A 6,543-nucleotide genomic window follows, 5' to 3' on the forward strand; every position below is an offset into this window, starting at 1 on the left:
ATCGCGAAGCCGGCGCGCGGCTGGCCGCGCTGACGCCGCGCGAGCGCGATATACTGGAGGGGATCGCGGCGGGCCTGGGCAACAAGGCGATCGCGCGGCAACTCGAACTCAGCCCGCGCACCGTCGAGGTGCACCGTGCGAATATCATGCGCCGCGCGGGCGCGGGCAATGTCGCCGAATTGCTGCGGCTGAGATTTATCGCCGAATATATGCCGACCGCCGCGGCAAATCGGTCCGTTCCGGCGCATGATCGCGATGGAACCCGGCCGGAAGCAAAGCGTAGCGCCTAAAAGAAAAGTGAACGGTGCACCGCCCTTGTGTTGGTCCCCATCGGCGTTGCCGTTCATCCGCATGAGCCAACCCCACCTGGCGCATGCGACCATGGGGGCCGGCAGGGGAATCCCTCCTCTGCCGGCCTATTCCATTCCGGTAGCGAGCGCACGCTGTTCGGCTCGGCCCATCGACAGCAGGACCGGATCGGTCGCCTGCCGCGCCGCGAAATCGGCCTTGCTGGCAATATCCTGCCAGCCGATGCCGATCAGCGACTGTGCAATCGCCCCGCCGAGCGTATCGCCGGGGCCGGGCAGTATGATGACGTCGGGGGCATATTCCTTCACCGCAACCTGCACCGACAGCGCGAAATCATAGGGCGCCAGGATCTGGTGGCCGAAGCTATAGTCCCACAGCATCGCGGGATCGCTCGCATGGCGGCGCCAGATATGGCCGCGCCCATCCACCAGCGGCAGCCCGGGGCAATGGAAGAGCGAATGCGGCAGTTCGGCTTTCGCCTTGTCCGAACTGCCGAACATCAGCGGCGTGTGGAACGGGCCGTGGCCGGCGAGGCGCAAGGGGTCGCGCCCCGGGGTCGGCGGTGCTTCGGCGAGCAGCGCCGCAAGGCCTTCTTCATTTCCTGCGAGCACGAGCATGCCGGCGAGATCGATCGAGAGCGCGAGCGCATGGCCGGGACGCGATCCGATATCGGCGACGACGCCGAGGAGTTTTTCGCGCAGGCCCGGTACCGGTCGCCAGTCGTCGTCCACGACCTGAAGCAATATCTGCCCGCCGGGGCCGTGCGTCTGGCTGTTGAGCCCCATCGCGTTCGAAATGCGAAACCCGTCCTCGACCGATACCGCACCGCCGCACGCGAGCGCGCTGTACCAGCCCATCGAATTGCCCGCGATCGCGACCACGTCGAACGCCTCGCGATCGATGCTGAGGAAATCGAGGATGGTCGCGGCATAGATCAGCGGCGCCGCGACGTCGCCGCGCATATGCGTCGCGACGCTGAAGCGCTCGGCGCCGTCGAGTTCGGTGACGGTCGGCTGGCCGCGCTCGCGGCGCTGCGCATCGAAATTCGCGATGAGGTCGGCGAAGCGCTGCCCATGGAACCGCGCGATGCTGCCGAGTTCGCCCTTGCCATAGGTGCCGCGGCCGGGCGCGACGACCAGCGCGGTCCTGCGCGCGCTCATGCGAGAAGCTCCTTCGCGGCTGCATAGATCGTATCGCGGCTTGGCAGCGTCAGCGTCGCCGCGCGGCCAAGCGGGATGAAGCTGTCGTCGGCGGCGATGCGCGCGAGCTTCCTGCCCGGAGTGCGCTCGACGAAGGTCGCCATCAGCGCTTCGCTCTGCGATCCGGTGATGCGGCATTCGTCGACGATCAGGATGCGGTTGGCATCGCCGACCGCGGCAACGAGCTTTTCCTCGTCGACCGGGCCAAGCCAGCGCAGGTCGATCACGCGCGCCTGGATGCCATCGGCGGCGAGCAGTTTTTCGGCCTGCCGCGAAAGGTAAGTGCCATTGCCATAGGTTACGATCGCAAGGTCGCTGCCGCTACCATGAACGCCAACGTCGCCGAGGCGGATCGGCGCCCCCTCTCCGGGCGCTTCATAGACGCTGGTCCAAAGGCCGTCGCCCTCCTCGTGAAGGTCGCGGGTCATATAGAGCGCGATCGGTTCGACGAAGACGACAACGCGCCGTTCTTCCCGTGCCAGCCTCACGCATTCGCGCAGCATCGCCACCGCGTCGCGCCCGTTCGACGGCACCGCGAGGATGATGCCGGGGATATCGCGGAAAACCGCAAGGCTGTTGTCGTTGTGGAAATGACCCCCGAAGCCCTTCTGGTAGCCGAGCCCCGCGATACGGATCACCATCGGGTTGGTATATTGCCCGTCAGAGAAAAAGCTCAAAGTCGCCGCCTCGCCGCGGATCTGGTCCTCGGCATTGTGGACATAGGCCAGGAACTGGATTTCGGGCATCGGGACAAAGCCGTTGTGCGCCATCCCGATCGCGAGGCCGAGGATCGCCTGTTCGTCGAGCAACGTGTTGACGACGCGCGCCGAGCCGAAGCGCTGGTGCAGCTTGGCGGTGACGTTATAGACGCCTCCCTTCGGCCCGACATCCTCGCCCGCAACGACGATTTCCTTGTGCGCGAGCATCAGGTCGGCGAGCGCCCAGCTCAAGAGCCGCGCCATGTGCATCGGCTTGTCCATCTGGCCCGCATCGCTGCCAAACATCGTCTTGCGCTCTTCGTCGGATGGCGTGTTCGTCCGCAGGGTCTCGCGTTTCGGCGGAATCAGGCTGGCCATCACATGCGCCGGCGTGGTGATCTTGGGCCGCAGGATCGCCGCCTCGGCCTGCCGCGCCAGCGTCGCACCGATATCTTCATAGGCGTCGGTGATTTCGGCGGGCGACATCCAGCCATGCCCGGCCATCAGCGCCGCCCCGGCGAGCAGCGGGTCGCGCGCCTCGTCGGCCTCGATCAACGCCTTGGGGAGATAGGCGCCCTGCACGTCCGAACCCGCGTGCCCGTAGAGGCGCACCGTGGCCATGTGGAGGAAGACCGGCTTCCGGTAACGGCGTGCATAGTCCGCAGCCTCGGCCGCGCCGGCATAGGCCGAGACGAGATCGGTGCCGTCGCATTTGATGTAATGCAACCCCGCGCGGTGCCGGAATTGCGCCTCGATCCATCCCGTCGGGGTGCGGGTCGAAATGCCGATACCATTATCCTCGCAAAGGAAGATCAGTGGCATCGGCGAGCCCTGGAACGCCGCCCAGCCCGCGGTGTTGAATGCGCCTTGCGCAGTCGAATGGTTCGCCGACGCGTCGCCAAAGCTCGTCAGCACCACCGCATCATCGGGAAGCGGCAGCCCGGTCATACCGAGGCGGCGTGCGATGCCGATCGAAAAGGCGGCACCGACCGCTTTCGGCAAATGCGAGGCGATCGTCGAGGTTTGCGGCGGAATGGCGAGCGGTTTCGAGCCGATCACCTTGTGCCGACCGCCCGAGATCGGATCCTCACTCGACGCGGCGAAACTCAGCAGCATATCCCACGTCGGCGTCCCGCCCGGAAGCTGACGCGACCGGTGAAGCTGAAACGCATTCGATCGATAGTGGAGGAACGCCATGTCGGTGACGCGAAGCGCGGCGGCGACCGCGGCATTGCCCTCGTGCCCCGACGATCCGATCGTATAGAAGCCTTGCCCACGCGCCTGCAAATGGCGCGACAGCCGGTCCATCTGGCGGCTGGTGAGCTGCGACAGGAAGATGTCGGTCGCCTCGGCGCGCGACAGGCCGACCGCCGCGGGATCAGGCGCATCGGCGCGACCCGGCAAATGGCCGCCTGCCAGCGCCGCGAGGAATTTTTCATGTACCGCCTGCGCCGCGTCCACGTCGCTCTCCCATCCCGCGGCCGTTGGTTACACGCGTAACAAGCTGGCCGATACCGCCGCGCGCTAGAACGGGGCAGTTCGGCGCGCAAGCATCTCTTGCCTTCGCGCGCCGGCTCGCGCTACCACCATTGCGATGACCGAGCGGGGCGAGACCGACTTTTCAACATGATATCCCTGTGGATCGCCCAGGCGTCGACCGCGACCGCACCGTCCAGCCCCAAAGAGGGCGGGGGATGGCTCGTCGATCCCGAACTCGTTGATCCGGGCTATAGCCAGACGATCGCGGGGGGCCATATCCAGACCGCGTTTCCGCCACCCGAACCGCCGCCATCGATGCCCGAATGGCTGAAGGCGCTGTTCGACGGGATCGGCAGCTTTTTCCGGTGGAGCGCGCCGGCGGCGATGCCGCTGCTCTGGATCGCCGCCGCGCTGCTCGCGGCATTTCTTCTCTATCATTTCGTTCCGGCCTTTCGCCGCTGGATCGACGACCTGCCGTTCCTCCGCAAGGCGAGGGACGACGACGCGGCGGACGATATCGGCCTGGCCGAAGCGGACGCGGCGCGCGCGCTGCTTGCCGAGGCCGATGCGCTCGCGGCCGAGGGCCGCTTTTCGGAAGCGGTCCACCTGCTGCTCTATCGCAGCGTCGAGGATATCGAAGGACGCCGCCCCGGCCTCGTCAAACCCGCGATGACCTCTCGTGAGCTTTCGGAGGCCCGCGAACTGCCCTTGGTCGCGCGCGACGCCTTCAGCCGCATCGCGCGCGCGGTCGAGATCAGCCTGTTCGGCGGACGCTTGATCGATGCGGGCGCATGGGACCAGTGCCGGTCGGCCTATGCCGAACTGACGGTGCCGAAGAACTGGGCGCGCGCATGAGCGCGCCGGGCGCCAACGATCACGGCTTCAATCCGCGCCTGATCGCAGGTGTCGTGGTGATCGGCGTGATCGCCTTCGTGGCGCTTTGGGCGCTTGTTGCGCTGGGTCCGCAACTGTCGAGCGGCAACGACGGGGGCGGCCACGCGCTGTCGAAAGCTGCTCCGGGCTATGCCGGCATCGTCGACCTGCTCGAACGCAGCGACGCTGCCGTTTCTCTCCGCCGTAGCGAAGAGGCGCCGACATACGAAGAAGAATGGCGCGAACTGCTCGTCCTGACGCCGACCCACCGGACAAAGGCCGAAGAGATCGCGCGCGTGATGAAGGGGCACCGCGGCGGGCCAATCCTGATCGTGTTGCCCAAATGGCGCACGGGCCCCAATGCCGAAAAGCCCGGCTGGTCGGGTGGCGGGTTCGCTTTCGCACCTTCGCCGGGATTATTGCCCCCGGCGGCGGGCCAGATCGACAAGATTGTCGACGAACCGCACGCCCGCGGCACGGCGGCAACCGGCGCGGTCGCCGGGCGCCGAATGTCGTTGCCGCTGCGGGACAAGGAATCGCAGGTCATCCATGCCAGGAATCTTGATACGCTCGTCGGCCTTCCGGGCGGCGGCGCCTTGCTCGCCAGGCATCGCCGCGACAAGATTTATATCCTTTCCGATCCCGACCTCGTGAACAATCTGGCCTTTGCCGATCGCGACAACGCCCGTGCGGCGGCGATGCTGATCGACGCGATCGCCGAGGATGCCGAAGCCGACGGACTTGCGTTCGATCTGACATTGAATGGTTTCGGCAGCGGGCGCTCGCTGCTCCGCTTCGCTTTCGTCCCGCCGTTCATCGGCATCACGCTCTGCCTGATCGCTGCCGGGCTGCTCGCTCTGTGGCAGGCGTGGATGCGCTTCGGCCCGGCACTGAACCCGCGCCGCGCGATCCCGGTATCGAAAGCTGCGCTGATCGCGAACAGCGCCGACCTGATCCGGCAGGCGCGACGCGAGCTCGACGGCGCCGACGCCTTTGTGAAGAGCCAGCGCGCCGCGATCGCACGGCGGCTGCATGCACCCGAGGGACTCGACGAGGCGGAGACCGATCGCTGGATCGACCGGCATCTGCGCAGCGGAGGCGAGCTGTTCTCGAGCCTCGCGCGGCGCCTGCCGCTTGCGCGCAACACACATGAATTTCTGGCAGACGCGCAGGCGCTGCACGATATCAGGAAGGATCTACTCCGTGACAGCTAATCCCGTGGAAAGCGTCCAAGCGCTCGGCGCCGCGATCGAGGGCGAGGTCGCCAAGGTCGTTTTCGGTCAGGGCCCGCTGACGCGTATGGTCACGATCGCGCTGCTCGCAGGCGGGCACGTACTGCTCGAAGGCCCGCCCGGAACCGCGAAAACATTGCTCGCGCAGGCGTTCGCGCGCGCAACGGGGCTGGCGTTCGGACGTATCCAGTTCACCCCCGACCTGATGCCGGGCGACATATTGGGGTCGAACCTGTTCAACTTCCAGACGTCGAGCTTCACGCTGACGAAGGGGCCGATCTTCACCGAGCTGCTGCTGGCTGATGAAATCAACCGCACCCCGCCGAAGACGCAGGCTGCGCTGCTCGAGGCAATGCAGGAACGCCGCGTGACGATCAACGGCGAACCGCATGGCATGAGCCCGCGCTTCACCGTGCTCGCGACGCAGAACCCGATCGAGCAGCAGGGCGTCTATCCGCTGCCCGAAGCGCAGCTCGACCGTTTCCTGTTCAAGCTGGTCGTCGACTATCCCGAGGCGGACGAGGAACGGCGCATCGTGGCCGATCATGGCGGACGCTTCAAAAGCCCCGTCGTGACCGATTTCGGGGTTGCCGAAGTCGCCAACGCCAAGGCGATCGAAGCGGCGATCGATACGATCGCGACCGTCCGCCTCGCCGACGAGATCGTCGATTATATCGTCCGTCTCGTCCGCGCGACGCGCGAGAGCGCCGACCTCGAATGCGGCGCCAGCCCGCGCGCCGCGACCTTGCTCGC

Annotated in this window: 6 protein-coding genes; 4 read left to right on the forward strand and 2 right to left on the reverse strand. The window is 66.6% G+C overall.

Going from position 1 to position 6,543, the window contains the following annotated elements; translation table 11 throughout:
• A partial coding sequence (locus VN047_RS16405) for a response regulator transcription factor (RefSeq protein ID WP_325544531.1) occupies window positions 1-290 on the forward strand: 290 nt, incomplete at its 5' end.
• 126 nt (window positions 291-416) lie between these two features.
• On the opposite strand, the gene VN047_RS16410 is transcribed toward VN047_RS16405, so the two are convergent.
• On the reverse strand, window positions 417-1,469 hold the full coding sequence (locus VN047_RS16410; protein WP_325544533.1) for an ACP S-malonyltransferase: 1,053 nt from the start codon (window positions 1,467-1,469) through the stop codon (window positions 417-419).
• On the reverse strand, window positions 1,466-3,667 hold the full coding sequence (locus tag VN047_RS16415; protein ID WP_325544535.1) for a thiamine pyrophosphate-dependent enzyme: 2,202 nt from the start codon (window positions 3,665-3,667) through the stop codon (window positions 1,466-1,468). The genes VN047_RS16410 and VN047_RS16415 overlap by 4 nt, the downstream gene beginning before the upstream one ends.
• Window positions 3,668-3,832: 165 nt before the next feature.
• Between VN047_RS16415 and VN047_RS16420 the strand changes: the two genes are divergently transcribed.
• The 3 genes from VN047_RS16420 to VN047_RS16430 all read left to right on the forward strand — a co-directional run.
• Window positions 3,833-4,540, forward strand: a complete 708-nt coding sequence (locus tag VN047_RS16420) for a DUF4129 domain-containing protein (RefSeq protein WP_325544537.1) — start codon at window positions 3,833-3,835, stop codon at window positions 4,538-4,540.
• Window positions 4,537-5,772: a DUF4350 domain-containing protein gene (locus VN047_RS16425; protein ID WP_325544539.1), complete on the forward strand. Its 1,236-nt coding sequence runs from the start codon at window positions 4,537-4,539 to the stop codon at window positions 5,770-5,772. Before VN047_RS16420 ends, VN047_RS16425 begins: the two co-directional genes overlap by 4 nt.
• The coding region (locus VN047_RS16430) for a MoxR family ATPase (protein ID WP_325544541.1) at window positions 5,762-6,543 on the forward strand (782 nt) is incomplete at its 3' end. The genes VN047_RS16425 and VN047_RS16430, both read left to right, overlap by 11 nt.

The organism is Sphingopyxis sp. (assembly GCF_035565275.1).
GTDB lineage: Bacteria > Pseudomonadota > Alphaproteobacteria > Sphingomonadales > Sphingomonadaceae > Sphingopyxis.

What these genes read in the sequence shown, in the direction of transcription:
- VN047_RS16410 (WP_325544533.1), bottom strand. Translation starts at nt 1,469, where the DNA reads ATGAGCGCGCGCAGGACCGCGCTGGTCGTCGCGCCCGGCCGCGGCACC.
- VN047_RS16420 (WP_325544537.1), top strand. Translation starts at nt 3,833, where the DNA reads ATGATATCCCTGTGGATCGCCCAGGCGTCGACCGCGACCGCACCGTCC.
- VN047_RS16425 (WP_325544539.1), top strand. Translation starts at nt 4,537, where the DNA reads ATGAGCGCGCCGGGCGCCAACGATCACGGCTTCAATCCGCGCCTGATC.